Consider the following 22,416-nt stretch of genomic DNA (forward strand, 5'->3'; position numbering starts at 1 on the left):
TGTAAGTGGACTACATTGAGCAAGTGTAGAGAATAACTTATAAATAAAAGGTATAGTAGATATTGCCTTTTTATTCTACAGGAATAAGGGATTAGAAGTCAGGATTAATATAGGCAACTAATTCTATAGTTTAATTTTAATGATATCTACTCAAAAAATAAACCATGAATAAAGTCCCAACTTTACAATTAGAACCTGTTTATTCATTATTAAAACAACAAGAATTAAACTGGCAATCTCTTCTGGAAGAAATTATTACTGCATTTGATTGCAGTACCGGTACGCTACATTTTTTAAATAAAGAAACAAATCTTTTACAAGTACAGGCTCATAAAGGAATTCCCGATTTCTTAATTCCTAAATTGAGCACGATTCCCATAGGCAAGGGGATGGCCGGTATTGCTGCAGAACGTCGCGAGCCTGTAGAAATGTGTAATTTACAAACTGACGATTCTGGTGTAGCGCGTCCCGCAGCAAAAGAAACAAAAGTGGAAGGCTCGATCGCAGTGCCCATGATGTTAGAAGGAAAGCTCTACGGAGTTTTTGGTATAGCTAAACCTGTTCCTTATGATTTTACAGAAGAAGAAATCACCGAACTCAATAAAATAGGACAAGCTATGAGCAGTAAGCTTATACAGAGTTCTTAAAATAGCAATCATGATAAAAAATAGAATATTAGGAATCCTGCTCTTTATAGGAGGTATATCTATAGCCTATTCAGTTAAAAATGATTTTGGGAGTTTTCTTTCTGGTATTGTAAGTACCATCGGTATAATTCTGGCAATTACGGGTTCGCTCAATAGAAAACATATGGTCCTCTACAAGATGAAATCTAAATTCATCTTTTTTCTGCAATTAATAATTTCTTTAAGCTTCATAGCTTTAGGTGTTTATGTGATTATTGCTAATCCCGGCTATGGTGTTTCTGCTGTGTTTAAAACAATATTATCTGTATTAGTAATAGGTGTATTTGCCCGCACTGCGATAATGGCGCTTAAAAAGCTTATGGCTTCTTCAACAAAATAAATAGGTCAATATTACTTTTCCAGTTAAATCATTTTTGACAGGCGTAATCTAAATCGAAAGCAGTTTTAACTTTCGCGAAAGCTACCAGCCACCTGAAGCTCCGCCGCCGCCAAAGCCGCCGCCACCGAAACCACCACCAAAGCCGCCGCCGCCACCGAATCCGCCGCCGCCAAAGCCACCTCCTGAAGAACCTCCTCCAAAGCTGCCACGTCCCAGACTGCTTAAAATAATAGCATCTAGCAAAGTACTGCTTGCATTTCTGCGACCGCCACCACCGCGACCGCCATTGTTCCTGTTACGGCTAAGTATGATAATGAGAATGATAAAGAATATAATAAAGGGCAAAAAGTTCTTAATAGATGGCCCGGTATTATTCTGTCGTTCACCTTTGTATTCTCCCTGCAGCATCTGGAAAATAGCATCAGCGCCTTGATTAAGTCCGCCATAAAAATTCCCTTGCTTAAATTCTGGGATCATTATGCGGTTTATAACTTGCTCTGCATCGCGGTCTGTAATAATTGTCTCGATGCCGTAACCGGTATTTATATCTACACGCCTGTCTTTTGTTGCGAGCATGATGAGAATACCATTATCTTCTTTTTCCTGCCCTATTCCCCATTTTTGGCCCCATTTTGATCCCAGAAAACTTATATCTTCACCCTGAGTAGATTCTATTACAACGACTACAATCTGCGTTGAGGTTGTGTCGCTGTAGCGTACTAACTTGTTTTCAAGCGCTGCTTTTTGAGAAGGGTCTAATAAATTAGCATAGTCATAGACACTGGTTTGGAGGCTGGGTTTTTCAGGAATATCATATTGTGCCCACCCTTTCGCCGCAAGGCAAAAGAAAAGAGCTGTAAAAAGGAGATATTTGGCCTTAAAAGGGAGGTTTTTGATCAAGATACAGAGATTTCATCAGAGAGTTCGTTGCGGTCATCTTCATCCCATGGGAAGAACTTGTGCAGTTGCTCACCTGCAGAATGAATACCTTCTACGAGTCCCTGTTTAAAGTTTCGGTTTTTAAAATGTGAGATGATAAGATCTCGAGTAGATTCCCAGAAATTAGGTGGAACCACGGCATTAATACCACGATCACCGCAAATCGCAAGTTTTTTATCATCAACGGCTACATAGAATAACACCCCGTTTTCGGCCTTAGTGTTATCCATTTTGAGTTCGTGAAAAAGCTGGGTAGCACGTTTAAAAGGATCTATTTTACTGCTGCGTTCCAGATGCACACGTATTTCACCAGAAGTTCTTAGCTCAGCCTGGCGGATGGCCTCTACGATCTCTTTTTCTTCATCAGCGGTTAAAAAATCCTCTACAACTGCGCCCATTATCCTTCTTTGTTTCCAAAATCAAAGTTTACATCAGGTGCATTTTGTGCTCCCTCGTCTGCTTTGAAATATCCTTTTTCATCAAAATCTAAGAAACCGGCCACCATATTGTTTGGGAATTTCTTGATGTATGTATTGTATTCCTGTACTTCACCATTAAAGCGGTTACGCTCTACGTTGATGCGGTTTTCTGTACGCTCAAGCTCATTGATCAACTCTTTGAAGTTCTCATTTGCCTGAAGTTCGGGATAACGCTCCACAGTGACCAATAATCGGGATAAAGCCGAAGAAACTCCGCTTTGTGCCTGTTGAAATTGTGCCAATTGTTCCGGCGTGATATTTTGAGGATCTACATTTACAGAAGTTGCTTGCGCGCGAGCTTCAATAACCTGAGTCAAAGTTTCCTGTTCAAATTCTGCATATCCTTTTGCCGTATTCACAATATTAGGAATAAGGTCAGATCGTCTTTGGTACGCGCTTTCTACGTTACCCCACTGTGCAGTGGCTTTTTCGTCAAGCGTAACCATGGTATTGTTTAAACCGGCAAACCAGCTGCCTATTATAAATATCAGGGCAACGATTATAATAATGGGGATTATAAATTTTTTCATTGTCGTTAGTTGTAATTAAAGTTGATCTTTTAAATCATTAAGCTGGGCTTTTATAGTTTCCAGTTTACGTATTAGTTGAAATTTATCTAAAGTGTTACGTTTATTTTCCTTTAAATGTGTTTTTGCGCCTTCAAGCGTGAAACCCCGCTCTCTAACGAGGTGAAAAATAAGCTCCAGATTTTTAATATCCTCAGGAGTGAATTTTCGGTTTCCTTTAGCGTTTTTCTTTGGCTTTAAGGCATCAAATTCTTTTTCCCAAAATCTAATAAGAGACGTGTTTACATCAAAAGCTCTGGCAACTTCGCCTATGCTGTAATATAATTTTTCAGGAAGATCTACGTGCATTAATCCAGAGATTGATTTTCCATCTGAGCTTTTTTGAGAATAATATCAAACTCTGCAGGAGAAAGGTTTCCGTAATAAAAATTGATTGGGTTTATACGCTCATCATCTTTAAAGATCTCGTAGTGCACATGAGGTCCTTCAGACCGTCCTGTACTACCTACAAAACCTATAAGATCGCCTCGTTCTACCTTCTGGCCGGGGCGCACGTTGTATTTGTAAAGATGCGCATAAAGACTCACATAGCCATACCCATGATCTATGCGTATGTGGTTGCCGTAACCTGTTGACTGGTTGTCTGCTCGTATAACTTTACCATCACCGGTGGCGTAAACGGGGGTTCCACGCGGAGCAGTAAAATCCATCCCCCAGTGCATTTTTCGCTCTTTAGTAAACGGGTCACTGCGCAAACCATAACCGGAAGCAATGCGTGTTAGATCTTTATTTGCCACAGGCTGAATGGCCGGTATTGCAGCAAGTAATTTTTCTTTTTCTTCTGCCAGTACGGCGATCTCATCAAGAGATTTACTTTGTACAACAAGCTGCTTGGTAAGAATATCAAGACGACGATTAGTCTCGATGATCATTTTAGAATTATCATAACCCTCAAGATCCTTATAGCGATTTATACCACCAAAACCAGCCTTGCGCTGTTCTTCAGGAATTGGGTTTGCTTCAAAATAGAGTCTGTAAATGCTGTTGTCGCGTTCTTCAACTTCAGAAAGAACAGTTTCTATCTGATCCATTTTTTTATTGAGCACATCGTATTGCAGGGTCATATTTTGCAATTCGCGTTGCAAAGCCTTTTCCCGCGGAGTTTCAAGATTGGGAATGTTGAGATAGATAAGCAGAAGAATAAAACCTGCCAGGAAAGACCCCAGAATTGAAACCAATACAATACCCATCTTCCGCCCTTTGCGTTTCTCTATCTTTTGATAAGAAAGGGTATCGCTATCGTAATAATATTTAACCTTAGACATAAGTTAAAATATGCTATTTTTGCGTTATCGTTTTCGGCCCTAAGCCGCAATTAAAATGGGAAAACGAACAAATATAAAAAATAGTTTGCCACTTTAACATTTTAGGCAAAATCCATACCAAAATCTACGCATGAAGTCTCAGGAAATACGCGATAAATTTCTCGAATTTTTTAAAAGCAAATCCCACACAATCGTTCCCTCTGCACCCATGGTGATTAAGAACGATCCCACGTTGATGTTTACCAATGCGGGAATGAACCAATTTAAGGAATTTTTTCTGGGTAACAGCATTCCAAAGAACCAGCGGGTGACAGATACGCAGAAATGTCTGCGCGTAAGTGGTAAGCACAATGATCTTGAAGAGGTAGGCAAAGATACATATCACCACACCATGTTTGAGATGCTTGGCAACTGGAGTTTTGGTGATTACTTTAAAGAAGAAGCCATTAAATGGGCTTGGGAATTACTTACCGAAGTTTACGGTGTAGGTAAAGACAAACTTTACGTGACTGTTTTTGAAGGTGACTCCAGCGAAAATCTGGACAGAGATTCTGAAGCTTTTGATTTCTGGAAACAATTTATTTCTGAAGACAGAATCCTTAACGGAAACAAGAAAGACAATTTCTGGGAAATGGGCGATCAGGGACCATGCGGACCTTGTTCTGAAATTCATGTCGATCTGCGCTCTGCAGAAGAAAAAGCAAAAATTCCGGGAGCAGCATTAGTAAATGCAGACCACCCGCAGGTTGTTGAAATCTGGAATCTGGTTTTTGTACAATACAACAGAAAAGCAGATGGCTCATTAGAACCTTTGCCACAGAAGCATGTTGATACGGGAATGGGTTTTGAGCGCCTTTGTATGGTGCTTCAAGGAACAACTTCAAATTATGATACTGATGTTTTCACTCCGCTCATTCGTGAGATAGAAACCATTACCAGTTCAAAATATGGCATTAGTACAGAAAAGGATATTGCCATACGTGTAATTGCAGATCACGTTCGTGCAGTTGCATTTTCTATTGCAGATGGTCAATTACCCAGCAACACGGGTGCCGGTTATGTGATACGCAGAATTTTGCGTCGTGCTATACGATACGGTTTTACTTTTCTGAATACCAAAGATCCTTTTATCTACAAGCTCGTTAATGTGCTTAGCGAGGAAATGGGTAAAGCTTTCCCTGAACTTAAAAAACAGCAAAATCTGATTTACAATGTGATTAAGGAAGAGGAGATGAGCTTCCTGCGCACGTTAGATCAGGGTTTAATTTTGCTTGATAATATTATCGCTGAGGCGAAAAACAAACATGTAGAAGGCAATAAGGCTTTTGAATTATATGATACGTACGGGTTCCCTATAGATCTTACCGCTTTAATTTTAAGTGAAAAAGGATATACACTAGACGAAAAGGGTTTCCAGACAGAATTGCAAAAACAAAAAGAAAGATCACGCGCTGCTACTAAAGTAGAAGCAGGCGATTGGACAATTCTCAATGCAGATGCTGAAGAAGAATTTGTAGGTTATGACACCTTGACAACTCCGGTGCAGATTACGCGTTACCGCAAAGTGACCAGTAAAAAAGACGGAGATTTGTATCAGTTGGTTTTTAATCTTACTCCCTTCTATCCTGAAGGTGGCGGTCAAACCGGTGACAAAGGATATCTGGAAATGCCAAATGGTGATGTGATTTACATCATCGATACTAAAAAGGAAAATAGCCTAATAATTCACCTGACAAAAAATCTTCCGGCTAATCCTGAAGATACGTTTACTGCAGTCGTAGATGAAAAACAGCGTGCTCGAAGTGCTGCTAATCATTCTGCAACTCACTTGTTACACCAGGCATTACGTAAGATTTTGGGTAATCATGTAGAGCAAAAAGGTTCTATGGTGCACAGCGGTTATTTACGTTTTGATTTTTCACATTTTGCGAAAGTGTCACAGGATGAATTGCAGGAAGTAGAAAACTTTGTAAATGCTCGTATTCAGGAACAATTAGATCTGGAAGAACAACGCGGTATTCCGTATGAGCAGGCGATAGGCGAGGGTGCAATTGCACTTTTTGGTGAGAAATATGGAGACGCTGTGCGCACAATCCGTTTTGGTAAATCAATGGAATTATGTGGTGGTACGCATGTAAAAAATACCAGCGAGATCTGGTATTTTAAAATACGATCAGAAGGAGCGGTTGCTTCCGGAATTCGTCGTATTGAAGCCATAACCGGCGATGCTGTGATGGATTATTTTGAAGAGCAGGACGATCAAATACATGCAATCAAAAACCTGCTTAATAATGCTCAGGAACCGGTAAAAGCAATCGAAAATCTCCAGGAAGAGAACAATGCGCTTAAAAAGCAACTGGAAACACTTTTACAGGAAAAATCTAAAAATCTTAAAAGTGAACTCATAACCGAAATAAAAGAAGTTAACGGCGTTAAATTTCTTGCGCGTGAGATCGATCTTGATGCCGGTGGAATGAAAGATCTGGCTTTCCAGATAGGAGGAGAGGTTGATAATCTGTTTTTATTGTTGGCTTCCCGAGAGGGCGGAAAAGCTTTGTTAAGTTGCTATATTTCTAAAGAAACCGCTCAGGCGAAAGATCTTAATGCCGGGAAAATCGTACGCGAACTCGGAAAATACATTCAGGGCGGCGGCGGCGGCCAGCCATTTTTTGCAACAGCCGGCGGTAAAAATCCAGAAGGTATCGCAGAAGCGCTTTCAAAAGCAAAAGCTTATCTAAGTTAGAATTTTTTAAATTTAAATGTTGTAATCAGCTAAATTTAATCGTCACCCTAAATTTATTTCAGGGTTGCATGTATAATTGCAAACTTCATTTTCTTAGTTTGATTTGATGCTGAAACAAGTTCAGCATGACGAGGATGAACGGAATATTATTAATTCAAATAGCGAATATTTAAAACATGGAACTTCAGACACGCATACCTATTGAGCCGTCTCAAGTTCCTATAGATTATAATTCACGTATTTTGCTCGTTGGTTCTTGTTTCGTAGAAAACATAGGTGCGAAGCTGGATTATTATAAATTTCAGCAGCTTATAAATCCGTTTGGGATTTTGTTTCATCCGGCGGCAATTGCAAAATTTCTCAATTATGTAGTCGCTGAAAAAATATTTACTGAAGCAGATTTAATTAATCACAATGAGCGTTGGCTTTCACTGGATGCGCATTCTGCGTTAAGCGCTTCCGCGAAAAAAGAAGTTTTAAATAACCTGAACACCGCAATTTCAGACTCCCGCGAATTTCTAAAAATAACTACGCATGCCATTGTCACTCTGGGAACTTCCTGGGGTTATAAATTTCGCGAAAGCGGAAATTGGGTAGCCAATTGTCATAAAATTCCGCAGAAACAGTTTTCTAAAGAACTGGCTTCGGTTGAAGAAATTCAAGCCAATTTACACCAGATTTTAACCGATTTTAGGTCGATTAATCCCGATATTTCGGTGATTTTCACTGTTTCTCCCGTGCGTCATATAAAAGATGGATTTGTTGAAAATCAGCTGAGTAAAGCCCATTTATTGACCGCTTTACACCGATTTTTAGCACAAACAAATAGCACTTCTTACTTTCCCTCATACGAGATCATGATGGATGAATTACGTGATTACCGTTTTTACGATCGTGACATGCTGCATCCTAATCAGCTTGCTGTAGATTATATCTGGAATCTTTTTGCGACGTCACATATTTCCGCGGAAGCGCAATCTGTAATGACAGAAGTAGAAGAAATTCAGCGTGGTTCAGCTCATCGCCCCTTCAATCCCAATTCTGAAGCGCATCAGAAATTTCTGGCCAAGCTTGAAATTAAAATGCAACAACTTCACGAAAAAATAAAGCACATAAGATTTTAGCCTCAAAAACTTTACCTGTTTAATCATTATCAAAGAGTATCATAGTAAAGTATTATTTATTTAAACGTATTTGTTACATTTAATAAATATTTAATTCCGGGTTTTTCAGCCAGTCAATTAGGTTTGAAAATTCAAAAACTATGTCAATGATGCATAAATATGGTTTTTTAATCTTTACTGCGATTTTTTTACTTTCTATAAAGGGCTATAGCCAAGAAAACCCGGAATGGGAAAATCTTGATATTGTATCCGTCAATACCGAAAAACCTCATGCTACTTTTCATGTGTTTAATACCGAAAATGAGGCAAAAAAGGGCGATTTTGGCAATTCGGGAAACTATAAATCATTAAACGGAACCTGGAAATTTCATTTTTCTGAAACGCCTGATACGCGACCTGCAGATTTTTATAAAATCGACTTTAATACTTCAGAATGGGATTCAATTGCTGTTCCTGCCGACTGGCAGATGGAAGGATACGATTTTCCGCTGTATACAAATATTGAATATCCATTTCCTATAAATCCGCCTTTTGTTGATAATAGTTACAATCCTGTAGGTTCTTATAAAAGAACTTTTACGGTTCCGAAAAATTGGCAAAAAAAGGAGGTTTTTCTGCATTTTGGAGGGGTAAATAGTGCTTTTTATGTTTGGATTAACGGTGAAAAAGTGGGTTACAAAGAAGGAGCAAAAACTCCTGCAGAATTTGATATTTCCCAATATTTAAAGGAAGGAGAAAATGAACTGGCCGTTGAGGTTTACAGATGGAGCGACGCGAGCTATTTGCAGGATCAGGATTTCTGGAGATTGAGTGGGATTGAGCGTGACGTCTATTTATATGCCAAACCTGAAACAAGTATTCAGGATTTTTTCATCAATGCTTCTTTAGACGAAAACTATAAAAATGGCGAACTCGATGCCAATGTAGTTTTAGAAAACAAAAGCGGTAAAAAAGGTGATTATGTGATCAACTTTAAAGTTTGGGATGGTAACAAAGCGATTTATGAAAGCGATAAAAATTTAAGTTTTAAAAATGCATTGCTGGATTCGGTTTCATTTTCTTCAACTATAAAAAATATCAAAGCATGGAGTGCAGAGCATCCTAACTTATATACCGCTACCATAAGCCTGATGGAAGACCAAAAAACGCTTATGAGTACTGCCGTGAAAATAGGCTTTAGATCTGTGGAAATTAAAGGAGGGAACTTATTAGTAAATGGTAAACCCATTATAATTAAAGGCGTAAATAAGCACGAGCATGATGAGAACACCGGGCATGTGATTTCAAAAGAATTGATGCTGAAGGATATTACTTTGATGAAGGAAAACAATATCAATTCTGTTCGTACTTCTCATTATCCTAATGATACCTACTGGTATGAGTTATGTGATAAATATGGACTGTATGTTGTTGATGAGGCAAATATAGAAAGTCACGGTTTTGGCTATGACGAAGATAAAACCCCTGCCAATAAACCTGAATTTGCTAAAATGCATCATGATCGTGTAGAGCGTATGGTAGAGCGTGATAAAAATCATCCTTCTGTGATTATTTGGTCTATGGGTAATGAAGCCGGTGATGGACCTGCTTTTGTAGATAATTATCATTGGATTAAAAACCGGGATAAAACGCGTCCTGTGCAATATGAAAGAGCAGAAAGAGGTGAGCATTTTAAAGAACCACACACAGACGTAATCGGCTGGATGTATGCTGGTCTTCCCGAAATTGATAAATATTATATGGGCAGTTACCCAGAGCGACCATTTATCTGGGTAGAATATGCGCATGCAATGGGAAACAGCAGCGGGAATTTAATTGATCTTTGGGATTATGTGTATACGCATAAGCAACATCAGGGCGGTTTTATTTGGGATTGGGTTGATCAGGGACTGGCTCAAACAGATAGTTTAGGAAATAAATATTGGGCTTATGGCGGCGACTTTGAACCCAAAAGATATCATAATGATGGCAATTTCGTACTTAACGGATTAGTAAATCCTGACAGAACTCCGCATCCCGGATTAAGTGAGGTGAAATATGTTTACCAAAATGTAGGTTTTGAAATGACAGATAGTTTGAAATTTCAGTTTAAAATTGATAACCGTTTTTTCTTTACTAATCTCGACCAATTTGAATTTAACTACGAACTAATTGAAGACGGAAAGTCTGTTGAAAAAGGTAAACTAGCCGATTTAAATATTGAGCCACAGCAATCTCAAACAATTAGTGTAGATGCTTTAAAAGGAAAGCTAAATGCTGATAAAGAGTATTTTATTAATTTTTATGTGAAAACCAAAACTGAAAAAGACCTTCTGCCTAAAGATTTTGAGATAGCAAAAGCGCAGTTTCAATTAAGTTCAGCAAAGAAAAAAACTGAAGACTTTTCAGCTAAAGCGAAAAAGCTTAAAGTAACACAGGATACGGCGGAAATAGTAATCGCTAATGATAATATTCAATTGTCATTTGACAAAAAAGAAGGTTTGCTTAATTATTATGTTTTTAGTGGAGATACGTTAATAAGACGCGGACCAAAAATTAATTTCTGGCGCGCACCTACAGATAATGACTTTGGTAACGGCTTACAAAAGAGAGCAGGTGTATGGAAAGAAGCTACCGACAACTATAAATTATCTGCTATCGATGTGAAAAAAGAGAGCAAGGACAGGGTTTCAATTGAAATGCATTATTCAATGGATTCTGTGAATTCAACATATACTTCGGTTTATACAATTCATACAAATGGCGAAATTTTAGTAAGCAATCACTTTAATTATGATGGCGATGATACAATTGCAGAAATGCCCAGATTTGGTATGAATATGATTTTGCCAACTTCTTATGAGAATGTAACCTGGTACGGAAGAGGACTGCAGGAAAATTATCAGGATCGTAAAGAAGCTGCTTTTGTGGGGATTTATGAATCTTCAGTAAAAGATCTTTATTTTCCGTATATCCGGCCGCAGGAGAATGGCTACAGAACAGATAACAGGTGGATAGAATTTACAAATAAACAAGGAAAAGGGCTAAAATTTATTGGGATGCCATTGCTTTCATTTAGCGCACATAACAATTTGATTTCAGATTTTGATCCCGGTGTTGAAAAGCAACAAAGACACACAACAGATATTAAACCACGAGATCTTATTAGTGTAGACATAGATTATAAACAAACGGGATTAGGCGGTGATAACAGTTGGGGTGCGCGCACCTACGACAAATACCAACTTAAGCCGAAAGATTATAATTATAGTTTTTTGATAGTTCCGGTTAAGTAAGATTTAGATGAATTATCTGAATAAAAAAAAGGCGTCAATTTCAGTTGAAATTGACGCCTTTCTAATTTTAGTTTTGCTTTCGCGAAAGCAAAACTTTACTCGAGACTTACTTCAATAATCCCGATACCATGCGCTGCTTTTTGAGCATCTTGAGATAAGCCGGGACCAATAGAAAATTGTAAACTTTCTACCCGATTAATATCGAAATCTTCAGTTATATCGTGTTCCAGATAATATGGAAGAAAACTGGGATAAGGGCGAGGTAATGTCACTGTTTTGACCGGTTTTAGGTCTTTTAGAGCGATTTTATAATCAGCAACTTCTGGTTGTAGCGTGATCATATTTCCATAAGCAGACCCATCATCAAGTACAAAAGCAACCTGTATTTTTTCAGGTTTATTATTTAAAGAACGCCCTTTAAAAACCAGGGAATCTTTTGAAGTTAAATCAGCTTTTCGGCCTTTTATCACATCTAGGATAAAGTGCTTAAAGCTGTAATCATACCGCGGCTTAGCATTTAAGTTTTCATTGTCAGGAACAAAAAGCTTTTCGATATTCATATCATATTCCGCTTCGTCTTTATTTTCAGTAGGAACGAGTTTAAAACCGCGACGCCACTCACTCACTAACTTGCCACTATCTTCGGCGGCATCAAAGAGATAAACAGGATTATCTTTTGGAACTACCGTTACTTTATAAGAATCCTGATCGTAAAAATCCCAATCTGAAGGTCGGCCGTTTTCACCGGACGGATAGGAGATAAACTTATCATCTGCCAGTTTTACAATGATGCGGTAATTTAAATAACCAGTCTCCAGTTTTTCTGCAGGAATAGTGGTTTCATATTGGTATGGTGCTACTTCTTCAAGATCAAGATTAGTCCAATTCATGCCATTTTGAGCGATCAATTGAATCTGCTGAGGTTTTTCTGGCGAGACAAATTGCACATTGATTTTTAAAGGTGAATCTGCTGAGGTTTCAGCGACAGCTTCATGTTTAAGCCAAGGCTTATCTACAGAATCTTTAGGAGCGACAAAGTCTTTCAGTTTATTGGGGCCAAAAGTATCTTCTGGAGACCAATTTTTAGCGTTTCCGGTTTTACTGATGATATACGTTCCGGGCTTAATTTTAAAGGAATTCCCATCAACTGAAGGAGAATAGGAATTGTTGTCATTTATAGCTTCAACAGTTAAATATGAACCAAGTTCGTCAAGTTTCAAACTCATATTGTGTTCTGCCCATTTGATAACAGCTACTGTCTTTTTCAGACTGTTTTTTCCAAATGGATTATCTACCCAGATCGCGTCGGGCATAACTTCAAGGCGCCAAGTGTTATCACTTATTTTATTCAGAAAATAGGCTCCAGCGCCATCATAATCGACTATGGGAGAGTTACCATATCCTGCGATTTTTGCCAGTTTTGAGGCGTTTTTTGGTGCTTTTGAGGTGGTGTTTGTATATATGAAAGTGTCTTCGGTATTGTAAGTAGCCAGGTCTTTGTTATAATCTACCGTAAAGTTATCAAAAGTTGTGTTTTCAGGATAGCTTCCAAAATCTGTATACATCGGGATTTCATGAAAAACTTTAGAGGTGATCATCAAGCTCAATGCTTTTTGTGGAGCATAAGCCAGATTCATGTAATGCGTGTTATATTCTGTATTGTAAGGAGCGAGGAAAGTAGGGTCGTAGGCAAACTGGGTCGCTATTTGAATTCCAGCTTTACGGAAACTACGAGCTATGGCAGGATAAATATAAGATCTGCCTACATCTGCTGCGTCAAATTCGTAGACCAGTTTTGCACCGTGATGTTTTTTTATGTCTGCTTCGAACGGAATATTATAGTCATTTACGTTGGGCAGATAATTTCCCGGGAGTTCCTGTTGATAACCTAAACCTGTAGGATACCATTGAAATGTTCCGCCTTGAATTCCTGCGTCAAAATAAGCATCAACAAAATGCACACCATGACTAATGTTATAGAAAATGGGCTTTTTAGTTCCCGATTTTCGCATCGCTTTGACCATTTTTTTGATATACTGAGTCACTTTTTTAGCTTCACCACTGTGATGCGGCTCGTTGCTAACTTCAAACGCTATTATGTTGGGTTCATCTTTATAAGCAACGTTTGTATACGGATTAACATGATTTAGGAATTGCTCCAGATAATTCTGTGCAGCTTTAATCGCGCCGGGATCTGTGAGACTTTTGCCTTTGCCGTATTTATGAGAAAAGCCGGGTGTATCTTCATCGGGTTCCGGCCAGCCATTTCCCCAGAAAGCGATAGGTGTGATGACATAATTGATTTCTTTTTTCTTTAGTTCGTTAAGCAGATAGTCAAAAGTGTCAAGATGTTCGTTTTCTATTAAATTTCCCAGCGTATCGCTTATTTCGGTATCCCAAACGTGAATACGGTACAAGTCAAAGCCTAAGCGTGAGAAATGGTAAATATCGTCATCAATCGCTTTTTTGGGATCAATACCCATTTGTTTTGCCTGGCGATAAGCGTGAGCAAACGGAACGGTATAATTCACACCAAAACCATGTACTTCTTCTTTGTTTTCGCCCCAGCGCATAACGCCATTATTATCTACAAAAACATCTCCCTTATCAGCCTGTTGAGCGGATAAGTGTGCGCTAAATAATAAGAGTAAAGTAAAGCTTAGAAGAAAATTTATTTTTCTATTAAGGGCTTTGTATAAGTGCTGCTTTGCCATGAGTTTAAAATTAGTTGTATTTTGACATAATTAAATACGGTGTTGCGGCAAATATAAAATAAATGTAAATTGTACGCTTAATGTTTTGTCAATTTCGCCACGCCCAATAGATATTTAACTTTTACATGAAGGAACAAGCAATTGATTATTATGCGCATCAAGCAAAAATGTATGTGGCAACAGACTGCATTGTATTTGGTTTTGATAAAGGGGATCTTAAACTTTTAATTTTTAAAAGAAGAGTTGATCCTGATCGTGGTGCCTGGTCATTAATAGGTAGTTTTGTTGAATTAGAAGAAGATGTAGATGAAGCAGCAAGACGGGTCTTAAAAGAAATTACAGGGCTTGATAAAGTTTTTTTTGAACAATCTAAAACCTATGGAAAATCAGGAAGAGACTATGGTTTTAGATGTATCTCTGTTGCGCAATATGCTTTAATACGCGTTGATGATTACGACAGAGAACTTGTAGAAAAGCATGGTGCCTTCTGGTATACACTTAAAGATTTACCTAAACTGGTACTTGACCATGATACCATGGTAAAAGATGCGTTAGAAAAGCTTAGGAGAAAGGCACAGTATCAACCCATTGGTTTTGAGCTTTTGCCGGAAAAATTTACCATACCTCAGCTTCAAAGTCTTTATGAAGCAATATATCAACGGGAATTAGATCCTAGAAATTTCAGGAAGAAGGTATTATCCTTAAAGGTCCTCAGAAAATTAGATGAAAAGGATAAAACCAGTTCTAAACGTGGTGCGTATCTTTATATGTTTGAGGCCGATAATTATAAAAAACTACTTCAATCTGGCTACAATTTTGAAATATAGAATGTATTTTTTTTTGGTGAAAAATTAACTTCCGAATTTAGAAATTAGTTGTCTACTTAGAAGTTAGCTTCTATCTAAAGGATTTATTTTCATAATTTTATAAGCGTAAAAATTACATTTAAAACTTAATTTTCTCACGTGAATTCTGTTTTCAGGAATATATTATTATTTGTGTTGCTCCACGCTGTGACTATTACAGGCTATACTCAGACGCAGCCTTTATTTAATAAATTGGGTCAGGAACAGGGTTTGTCTAATTCACGTGTTACCAGTATTGTTAAAGAAGATAAAGGTTTTGTCTGGATAGCAACAAAAAATGGACTAAATAGATATGATGGTAAGGAGATCAAGGTCTATAACAAACAGAATAGTTCAATAAGTGCAAATGATATTTCAGACCTTTTATTAGATCAAAAAGGGCGGTTATGGATTAGTACGCTGGGTGGCGGTCTTAATTTGTATGATAGCAAAAATGACAATTTTCTTGCGTATAAAAGTTCATTGAGTGATATAAGAACCATTGCTTCTAATCAGGTGAATACTATTACAGAAGATAGGCAAGGCAATCTCTGGCTGGGAACGGAAAGCGGTATTTGTAAATTCAATGAAAAAGAAAATAATTTTACAAGATACATACCTCAGATTTCTGGAATAGGACCTAATCATAATGCGGTAAATAGCATTTATGAAGATGAGCAAGGATATTTATGGGTTGGCACTTTTGGCAGTGGCTTGCTACGCTTTGATATTAAAAAAGAAGAATTTAAATATATTTCTCCTGGCGACGGTTACTTCACTGCCTACATTTATGATATTTCTAAACTGAGCGCCGGCAAAATTCTTGTAGGTACGGGTGGTGGTGGCTTGCTCATGCTCGATACTAAAACGCTTAAATTCTCAGATTTCTTCAAAGATTATTTAAAACAAAGCCGGTCTGTAAATATTGTACGCTCTATCATGACAGACAGAGATGGTTCTATTTGGGTAGGTACAGATGGTAATGGTCTATTAAAAATAGAAAAACCCAACTCATTAAACCCAGCGATCGACAACTATAGATATAACTCGCAGCTAAAATCATCTCTTTCCGGAAATGCTATTTATGAGATTATGGAAGATGCACAGGCTAATATCTGGATAGGGACCGCCTGGAATGGAATCAATATTCTCAGTGAGAAAAGTGATTCTCAATTTTTGTACAGTGATATAAAAGGGCAAAATCCATACCCCGTTTTGTCGCTTTACAAAGATGAAAATTTGTTGTTTATGGGTCTGGATGGAAACGGGTTAACCGTTTACAACTATACTGATGCCTCTACTCAGTATTTTAATAAAAATGATGATTATATAAATGGGAATTACATTCAGTATATCACAAAAGGAACAAATAACAGATACTGGTTGGGTAGTTTTGCTAACGGTTTAACCGATTTTAACCTAAAAACGACCGATTTTACGCAGTACAAACATATTCCCGGTGATGCGTCTTCTCTTAGTTATAATGATGTGCGTTATGTAATACCAGAAGATAATGGCGATTTATGGGTAGCAACATGGGGTGGTGGTCTCAATTACTTTAATGCAAAGGAGCACGCATTTTTAAGCTTTCGCGAAAGCGAGGCAGACTCTACAAGCTTAAGCAGTGATAACGTGATTGCTATGCAAAAGGATGCTGATAAGTTGTGGTTAGCAACTTTTGGCGGCGGCCTCGAACTTTTTAATACCCGCAGTCAAAAGTTGACCCATCACAGGTACGAGGATACCAATACAAATTCCATAAGTAGCAATAATCTTTTCTCGTTATTAAAAGATTCTCGGGGTAATTTATGGATAGGCACTTCTGGAGAAGGTATAAACAGACTACATATTGCTACTAACCAGATCGAGCGATTTACAGACGAAAAAAATATTAGATATGCTACTATAACTGCCATTATCGAAGATGATAGCGGTCGTATCTGGTTTAGTACAAAACAGGGAATTTTTAATTATGATTATAACGCTGATAAGTTCACTGCATTTCCTCATCTAGCTGGCGAATTTCATATAAATGCTGCTTTAAAAGATGAGAAGGGCTGGTTATACTTTGGCGGAATAAATGGTGTTTTGCGCTTTAATCCTGAAGAAGTAAAACCTCATCAGGCACAACCTGCTGTAAAACTTACCAATTTTAAATTATTTAATAAAGAACTCCCAATAGGTAAAAATGCGATACTACCTCAAAGTATTGGCTTTACTAAAGAGATTACCCTAGCGTATGATGATGATGTAATTACTTTTGAGTTTGCAGCTCTGCAATTTCCTTTTTCAAATGACTGTGAATATGCAATCAAGATGGAGAATTTTGATGAGAATTGGCGTAATATAGGTAGCGATCGCACAGCTACCTTTACAAATCTATCGCCTGGCGACTATACCTTTAAAGTGAAAAGCAGAGAAGCTGGCAGCGATTGGGGAAGAGATTATGCATCTGTAGATGTTTTAATATTAAAACCTTTCTGGCTAGAATGGTGGGCATTTGTTATATACGCCCTCTTTATTATCCTCCTTTTCTATTTATTTCAAAAATATATTGTCGCCTGGGAACAGATGAAAGCTAACCTGCGCCTTGAAAAACTTACTCATGAAAAAGATACAGAGCTGTATAGTCTGAAGCAGCAATTTTTTACTAATATTTCACATGAAATACGTACGCCCATTACTCTTATTCTAAGTGCAATAAACAGGCTTAGTGAAAAAAATACGTCTGACAAAAAAAGAGAAGCTGCTTTTGTCATGGTAAGAAAACACGGTAATCATTTACTTAACCTGGTTAATGAGTTACTCGATATTAAAAATCTGGAGAATAAAATAAAACTGCAGGTAAGTGAAGGGGATTTTGTCAATTTTTGCGAGGAGATCTTTCTTTCATTTGGTGACAGCGCAGCTAAAAAAGAGATTGAATTTAAGTTTACGGCAGAAAGTGAACAAATCAATATTTGGTTTGATAAAAATCAAATGGAAAAGGTGCTTTATAACCTGCTTTCTAACGCTTTTAAATTTACCCCAAAGGGCGGAAGAATTAAAGTTGAAGTAAATGATGTAGACGAGTATGTTGAATTAAAAGTGGTAGACAGTGGCATAGGCATTGCTAAAAAGCAACTTAATAGAATATTTGAGAGATTCTATCAATCTAAGTCGGCAAATAAGATCAACGAAGCAGGTTTTGGTCTGGGTCTTTCCATTTCAAAAGAAATAGTCAATCTGCATCATGGCGATATAACCGCAAGTAGTGAACGCAATACGGGGAGTGTTTTTATAGTACGGCTACCTAAAGATAAAGAAGTATTTAAAAGTGAAGAAATACAATCTTTATCTCCTTTTAAGAACGAGTTTTCTACTTTATCTACCATGAGCAGTATTGATGAAGATGAGAGCAATTATCACAAAATCCTGCAGGGTCATACCATACTTATAGCTGAAGATAACGGTGATATAAGATCATATCTGGTAGATATTCTTAGTAGTTATTGTAATGTTATTGAAGCAGTAAACGGTGAGGAAGCTTTTAAGCTTACCGTAGATGAGCAGCCAGACCTGGTTTTAAGTGATATAATGATGCCGGTTTTAGATGGTATCAGGTTTACATCGCAATTAAAAACAGATATGAGAACAAGTCATATTCCGGTTATTTTACTCACCGCCAGAGCCACTTTTAGCAACAAAATAGAAGGTTTTGATACCGGAGCAGACGATTATATAACTAAACCTTTTCATGAGAAATTATTGCTTAGCCGTATCATAAACTTAATTGAGAATAGAAGACACTTACGTGAAAAATTTGGGGCGGAAGCTTTTCTAAATACAGAAGACAGAACTCTGAATAAAACAAATCAGAAATTTCTCAAGAAGCTTGTAGAAACTATACAGGACAATATTGACAGTGAAAATCTCAATGCAGAATTTCTCTCAAAGGAGTTGGGCATGAGCCATTCTGTGGTTTATAAAAAAATAAAAGCGCTTACGGGGATGACGTTTGTAGAGTTTGTGCGTGATTATAAACTTCAAATCGCAAAAAACCTTATATCAGAACAAGGCTTTTCTGTTGCAGAAGCTAGTTATAAGGTAGGTTATGCAGACCGCAAATACTTCAGTCGCTTATTCAAGCAAAAATTTGGAGAAAATCCATCTTATTTTTCTCTAAAGAAATAGAAAAGCAATATCACGAGGATTGCTTTAAATCAAAACCGGCATAATCTAATAAAAATAGGCCGCATACTGCAAATACTAGGTTCGTGGTAGTATAACGAATAATTCACCCCCATATAATCAATAATTCACCCCTGTATTTTTACGCAAACGTTTTAATTGCATGAAAATTATCAATTATTAAAAACAGGTATTTAAATTTTTCATTATTCTTAGTGAAATGACTGTTTAATAAGCTTATTAATAATATTATTTTTTAATTAAAATTCATGAGAATTAGACACCCAAAACGAGATTTAGCAATTCCTCAGAAATGGCTTTTTTCAGTCATTGCTTTTACTTTACCATTGCTTTTTTATGGTCAAGGTATTACAGTAACCGGAACTGTGGCAGATGCTACGGCAGGCACGCCATTACCGGGAGTAAATGTTATACTTAAAGGAACTACAACTGGTACCACCACAGATTTTGACGGGAAGTATGAGATACAGGTTAATAGCGGAGCCATTCTTCAGTTTTCCTACGTTGGTTTTAAAACATCTGAAATTGCAGTAAGCGGTTCAACTCTTGATGTTATGCTAGAGCAGGATGAAAATGTGCTTGATCAGGTTGTTGTTATAGGTTATGGTACCACTACCATAAAAGATGCTACCGGTTCTTTAACCTCAGTAACTTCTGAAGATTTTAACCGTGGTAACATTGTGACACCAGAGAATCTTTTAAGTGGGCGGGTTTCTGGTCTTACTATTAATACTGGAGGGGAACCGGGATCTGGTTCTACAATACGCATACGTGGGGGAGCTTCACTGGGAGCCTCTAATGATCCGTTAATTGTAATAAATGGTCTGCCTATAGATAATAATACAATAGGAGGCTCTCGTTCTGTTTTAAGTACCATTAACCCGAACGAAATAGAATCTTTTACAGTTTTAAAAGATGCTTCTGCCACAGCTATTTATGGGTCGCGAGCATCTAACGGGGTAATTATTATTACAACTAAAAAAGGGGGCAGATCGCTTCAGGTAAATTTTGATGCTCAAGTAGGGATTAACACACTTAGAGATAAGGTAGATGTTTTTTCTGCAGATGAATTGCGTGAAGTTGTTAGCAGAGAACGACCTGCATTATTACCTCTTTTAGGAGATGCCAATACAGACTGGCAGGATGAGATTTATCGCAACAGTATAACTTCTACTCAAAATCTTTCTGTTTCAGGATCGCTATTTGATAAAATACCTACACGTGTTTCAATAGGCCGAACTTACCAGGAGGGCTTAAGATTAACCTCAAAATTTGAAAGAAATAACGGGTCATTGGCCCTAAATCCTGACTTTTTTGACAATCATCTAAAAGTAAATTTAAATGCTAACACCACTTTTGCTAAGAATCGTTTTGCGGCCGGAGAAGAAGGGAATGCTATAACTTTTGATCCTACTCAGCCGGTGTATGATGCTAATTCACCTTTTGGCGGGTACTTTCAATACTATAATTTAAATAACGATGGTGTATTAGATGCTAATGATCTGGTTTCTGATGCGCCTTTTAACCCGGTTGCCAATTTGCTTCAAAATGAAAGCATAAGTAATGTTAAACGGTTCTATGGAAACCTAAAACTAGATTATAATTTGCACTTCTTTCCAGATCTTACTGCGACAGTAAATATAGGTTACGATGAAGAAACATCAGATGGGTATGTGAGTATTTCGCCTCAAAACCCGGTTAGTCAACCTAATGGTAGTCTTGTAGGTTCAGAATCAAATTACCATAACTTTCAGCGAAATAAATTATTTGACGGGTATCTGACCTACAATAAAGATATAGGTAAATTCAATGTGGACGCCACCGCCGGATATTCATTTCAGAAATTTGAGAGCAAGCAATATGTGTCTGGAGAACTGTTGAATGATCAGGTAGATACAGAGCCGGTTCTTAATATAGATACAGATCTTGTATTAGTAGGATTTTTTGCAAGAACTAATTTTTCGTTTAACGATAATTATCTGCTAACTCTTTCTTACAGGAGAGATGGTACTTCACGTTTTAGTAAGAAGAACCGTTGGGGTAATTTTCCTGCAGCAGCTTTTGCATGGAAGATAAAAGAAGATTTCTTTCCAGATTCTGAAGCGTTCTCTACACTTAAACTGCGCCTGGGGTATGGTATAACCGGTCAACAAGACATTGGCAGGGATAATGGAGATCTGTTTTTACAGCGTTATATAAGAGGCTTGCCAGCTTCTCAATATCAATTTGGGGATCAAACGGTGCAAATAGGCATACCACAATTTAGAAATGAGAATCTAAAATGGGAAGAGACTTCAACTTATAATGTAGGTTTTGATTACGGTTTTATAAACGATCGCATCACCGGTTCTCTAGAAGGATTTTATAAGGAGTCAAAAGATCTGTTAGCGAATGCGGCTATTTCAGACGGTTCAAATTTTAGTAATTCGGGTTTTCAGAATATTGGTGACTTTGTTTCTCAGGGTATAGAATTTTCAATAAACGCAGACCTTTTTCGTCCGGCTGATAAAGGTTTTAGCTGGAATGTAAACTACAATGCCACTTTTATTGATACTGAAATTAAGACACTTGCCTTAGGCCAGGATCAGGAAGTTGGTGGTATTTCGGGAGGAACCGGTAATACTATTCAATTACACCGTGTAGGCTATACACCTTATGCTTTTTATGTGTATAAGCAAATTTATAATAACGAAGGAAGACCAATAGAAGGAGGTTATGCCGATCTTAATGGAGATAATATTATAAACAGCAGCGACAGATACATTCATAAAAATGGTACTCCAGATGTTACAATGGGTTTTCTTTCGAATATGAGCTATGGAAATTTTGACCTTTCCTTTAATCTAAGAGCAAGTCTTGGTAATTATATTTATAATAATGTGAATTCGTCTCGTGCTCAATATGATCTTCTTCAAAATAATTCAGTCGTTGCTAATCTTCCGGTAAGCGTTCTGAATACAGGTTTTAATACCACCGAAGACGTTATTTTATCAGATTATTTTATAGAAAATGCCTCTTTCTTAAAAATGGATAACCTAACTCTGGGTTACACCATTCCTAATTTGTGGAGTGATACAGCATCTATAAGATTATCTGCCGGAGTGCAAAATGTATTTACCATAACAGACTATAGTGGTTTAGACCCCGAAGTGTTTGAAAATGGAATTGATAACACACTTTACCCACGGCCCAGAACATTTTTGTTGGGTATGAATGTAAGACTTTAAA

Annotated in this window: 14 protein-coding genes; 8 read left to right on the top strand and 6 right to left on the bottom strand. The window is 37.5% G+C overall.

Annotated features, from left to right (window positions below; genetic code table 11):
* Window positions 1-164: 164 nt before the first annotated feature.
* Window positions 165-647: a GAF domain-containing protein gene (locus ACH3PA_RS09520; RefSeq protein ID WP_416448144.1), complete on the top strand. Its 483-nt coding sequence runs from the start codon at window positions 165-167 to the stop codon at window positions 645-647.
* Window positions 648-657: 10 nt separating this feature from the next.
* On the top strand, window positions 658-1,026 hold the full coding sequence (locus tag ACH3PA_RS09525; RefSeq protein WP_416444789.1) for a hypothetical protein: 369 nt from the start codon (window positions 658-660) through the stop codon (window positions 1,024-1,026).
* Window positions 1,027-1,107: 81 nt separating this feature from the next.
* Here ACH3PA_RS09525 and ACH3PA_RS09530 read toward each other — a convergent pair whose 3' ends face one another.
* Genes ACH3PA_RS09530 through ACH3PA_RS09550 form a run of 5 tightly spaced genes read right to left on the bottom strand, consistent with a single transcriptional unit; the run spans window position 1,108 to window position 4,296 of the window.
* The gene (locus ACH3PA_RS09530; RefSeq protein ID WP_416446623.1) at window positions 1,108-1,929 is read right to left on the bottom strand and encodes a TPM domain-containing protein; all 822 of its coding nucleotides are present in this window, start codon (window positions 1,927-1,929) and stop codon (window positions 1,108-1,110) included.
* The gene (locus ACH3PA_RS09535) at window positions 1,923-2,363 is read right to left on the bottom strand and encodes a TPM domain-containing protein (RefSeq protein WP_416444787.1); all 441 of its coding nucleotides are present in this window, start codon (window positions 2,361-2,363) and stop codon (window positions 1,923-1,925) included. The genes ACH3PA_RS09530 and ACH3PA_RS09535 overlap by 7 nt, the downstream gene beginning before the upstream one ends.
* The gene (locus ACH3PA_RS09540; RefSeq protein WP_416444785.1) at window positions 2,363-2,974 is read right to left on the bottom strand and encodes a LemA family protein; all 612 of its coding nucleotides are present in this window, start codon (window positions 2,972-2,974) and stop codon (window positions 2,363-2,365) included. The genes ACH3PA_RS09535 and ACH3PA_RS09540 overlap by 1 nt, the downstream gene beginning before the upstream one ends.
* A gap of 15 nt (window positions 2,975-2,989) precedes the next feature.
* Complete coding sequence (locus ACH3PA_RS09545; RefSeq protein ID WP_416448145.1) at window positions 2,990-3,319, bottom strand: MerR family transcriptional regulator; 330 nt, start codon at window positions 3,317-3,319, stop codon at window positions 2,990-2,992.
* Window positions 3,319-4,296 carry a M23 family metallopeptidase gene (locus ACH3PA_RS09550; RefSeq protein ID WP_416444781.1) on the bottom strand — a complete coding sequence of 326 codons (978 nt, stop codon included), beginning with the start codon at window positions 4,294-4,296 and terminating at the stop codon, window positions 3,319-3,321. The genes ACH3PA_RS09545 and ACH3PA_RS09550 overlap by 1 nt, the downstream gene beginning before the upstream one ends.
* Before the next feature lie 130 nt (window positions 4,297-4,426).
* On the opposite strand from ACH3PA_RS09550, the gene alaS reads away from it, so the two are divergent.
* The 3 genes from alaS (at window position 4,427) to ACH3PA_RS09565 (ending at window position 11,438) form a co-directional block, all read left to right on the top strand.
* Window positions 4,427-7,039, top strand: coding sequence for an alanine--tRNA ligase (gene alaS / locus ACH3PA_RS09555; protein ID WP_416444779.1), 2,613 nt, complete (start codon window positions 4,427-4,429; stop codon window positions 7,037-7,039).
* Between the two features lie 176 nt (window positions 7,040-7,215).
* Window positions 7,216-8,163 carry a GSCFA domain-containing protein gene (locus ACH3PA_RS09560; protein WP_416444777.1) on the top strand — a complete coding sequence of 316 codons (948 nt, stop codon included), beginning with the start codon at window positions 7,216-7,218 and terminating at the stop codon, window positions 8,161-8,163.
* A gap of 146 nt (window positions 8,164-8,309) precedes the next feature.
* Window positions 8,310-11,438: a glycoside hydrolase family 2 TIM barrel-domain containing protein gene (locus tag ACH3PA_RS09565; protein ID WP_416444775.1), complete on the top strand. Its 3,129-nt coding sequence runs from the start codon at window positions 8,310-8,312 to the stop codon at window positions 11,436-11,438.
* Window positions 11,439-11,533: 95 nt separating this feature from the next.
* Here the strand turns inward: ACH3PA_RS09565 and ACH3PA_RS09570 are convergent, their stop codons facing one another.
* Window positions 11,534-14,152 carry a cellulase family glycosylhydrolase gene (locus ACH3PA_RS09570; protein ID WP_416444773.1) on the bottom strand — a complete coding sequence of 873 codons (2,619 nt, stop codon included), beginning with the start codon at window positions 14,150-14,152 and terminating at the stop codon, window positions 11,534-11,536.
* A gap of 125 nt (window positions 14,153-14,277) precedes the next feature.
* Between ACH3PA_RS09570 and ACH3PA_RS09575 the strand changes: the two genes are divergently transcribed.
* From ACH3PA_RS09575 to ACH3PA_RS09585, 3 genes are all read left to right on the top strand, one after another.
* A complete protein-coding gene (locus tag ACH3PA_RS09575) occupies window positions 14,278-14,979 on the top strand; it encodes an NUDIX hydrolase (protein ID WP_416444771.1) in 702 nt (233 codons plus the stop codon).
* 138 nt (window positions 14,980-15,117) lie between these two features.
* Window positions 15,118-19,170: a hybrid sensor histidine kinase/response regulator transcription factor gene (locus tag ACH3PA_RS09580; RefSeq protein ID WP_416444769.1), complete on the top strand. Its 4,053-nt coding sequence runs from the start codon at window positions 15,118-15,120 to the stop codon at window positions 19,168-19,170.
* Between the two features lie 266 nt (window positions 19,171-19,436).
* Window positions 19,437-22,415 (top strand): SusC/RagA family TonB-linked outer membrane protein, encoded by a 2,979-nt coding sequence (locus ACH3PA_RS09585; RefSeq protein ID WP_416444767.1) that lies wholly within the window; start codon window positions 19,437-19,439, stop codon window positions 22,413-22,415.
* Window position 22,416: the final 1 nt, after the last annotated feature.

The sequence above is a fragment of the Leeuwenhoekiella sp. A2 genome, from assembly GCF_047946655.1.
Lineage (GTDB): Bacteria > Bacteroidota > Bacteroidia > Flavobacteriales > Flavobacteriaceae > Leeuwenhoekiella.

Coding starts and splice junctions, on each gene's coding strand:
- ACH3PA_RS09520 (WP_416448144.1), top strand. CDS start 165: ATGAATAAAGTCCCAACTTTACAATTAGAACCTGTTTATTCATTATTA.
- ACH3PA_RS09525 (WP_416444789.1), top strand. CDS start 658: ATGATAAAAAATAGAATATTAGGAATCCTGCTCTTTATAGGAGGTATA.
- ACH3PA_RS09535 (WP_416444787.1), bottom strand. CDS start 2,363: ATGGGCGCAGTTGTAGAGGATTTTTTAACCGCTGATGAAGAAAAAGAG.
- ACH3PA_RS09540 (WP_416444785.1), bottom strand. CDS start 2,974: ATGAAAAAATTTATAATCCCCATTATTATAATCGTTGCCCTGATATTT.
- ACH3PA_RS09545 (WP_416448145.1), bottom strand. CDS start 3,319: ATGCACGTAGATCTTCCTGAAAAATTATATTACAGCATAGGCGAAGTT.
- ACH3PA_RS09550 (WP_416444781.1), bottom strand. CDS start 4,296: ATGTCTAAGGTTAAATATTATTACGATAGCGATACCCTTTCTTATCAA.
- alaS (WP_416444779.1), top strand. CDS start 4,427: ATGAAGTCTCAGGAAATACGCGATAAATTTCTCGAATTTTTTAAAAGC.
- ACH3PA_RS09560 (WP_416444777.1), top strand. CDS start 7,216: ATGGAACTTCAGACACGCATACCTATTGAGCCGTCTCAAGTTCCTATA.
- ACH3PA_RS09565 (WP_416444775.1), top strand. CDS start 8,310: ATGATGCATAAATATGGTTTTTTAATCTTTACTGCGATTTTTTTACTT.
- ACH3PA_RS09570 (WP_416444773.1), bottom strand. CDS start 14,152: ATGGCAAAGCAGCACTTATACAAAGCCCTTAATAGAAAAATAAATTTT.
- ACH3PA_RS09575 (WP_416444771.1), top strand. CDS start 14,278: ATGAAGGAACAAGCAATTGATTATTATGCGCATCAAGCAAAAATGTAT.
- ACH3PA_RS09585 (WP_416444767.1), top strand. CDS start 19,437: ATGAGAATTAGACACCCAAAACGAGATTTAGCAATTCCTCAGAAATGG.